This is a genomic window from Homoserinimonas sp. OAct 916 (assembly GCF_003260275.1).
GTDB lineage: Bacteria > Actinomycetota > Actinomycetes > Actinomycetales > Microbacteriaceae > OACT-916.
On record NZ_QJHB01000115.1, the window covers coordinates 1 to 280 of the forward strand.

The following is a 280-nucleotide window of genomic DNA, read 5'->3' on the forward strand; positions in this document are numbered from 1 at the left end:
TTGCCGAACAGCAGGCGCAGACATAGCAGCATCGGCACGGCGGCGAGTGCGGTATCTTCGGCCCGTGCTCCGCGTGCGCCAAAGGCCAAAGCCAGCAGCAACGCGGTGCCAACCATCGCATAAACCGCTGCCGCGCCGACATAGCCCGACGCGCTGGTTGGCACCCCGGACAGGCGGGCGGCGATCAACGGGGTTCCCATCGTCACGACCAGCGCGGCGGCGGTGCCGAAGAGCATGCGCACGCCTGCGAGGGTGGTGCGGTCGCGGCTGTCCGGGCTGA

1 protein-coding gene is annotated in these 280 nt (G+C 69.6%); it reads right to left on the reverse strand.

The genetic code is table 11. From position 1 onward, the window contains the following. A partial coding sequence (locus tag DL891_RS16920) for a hypothetical protein (RefSeq protein ID WP_232819257.1) occupies positions 1–236 on the reverse strand: 236 nt, incomplete at its 3' end. Positions 237–280 lie beyond the last annotated feature (44 nt).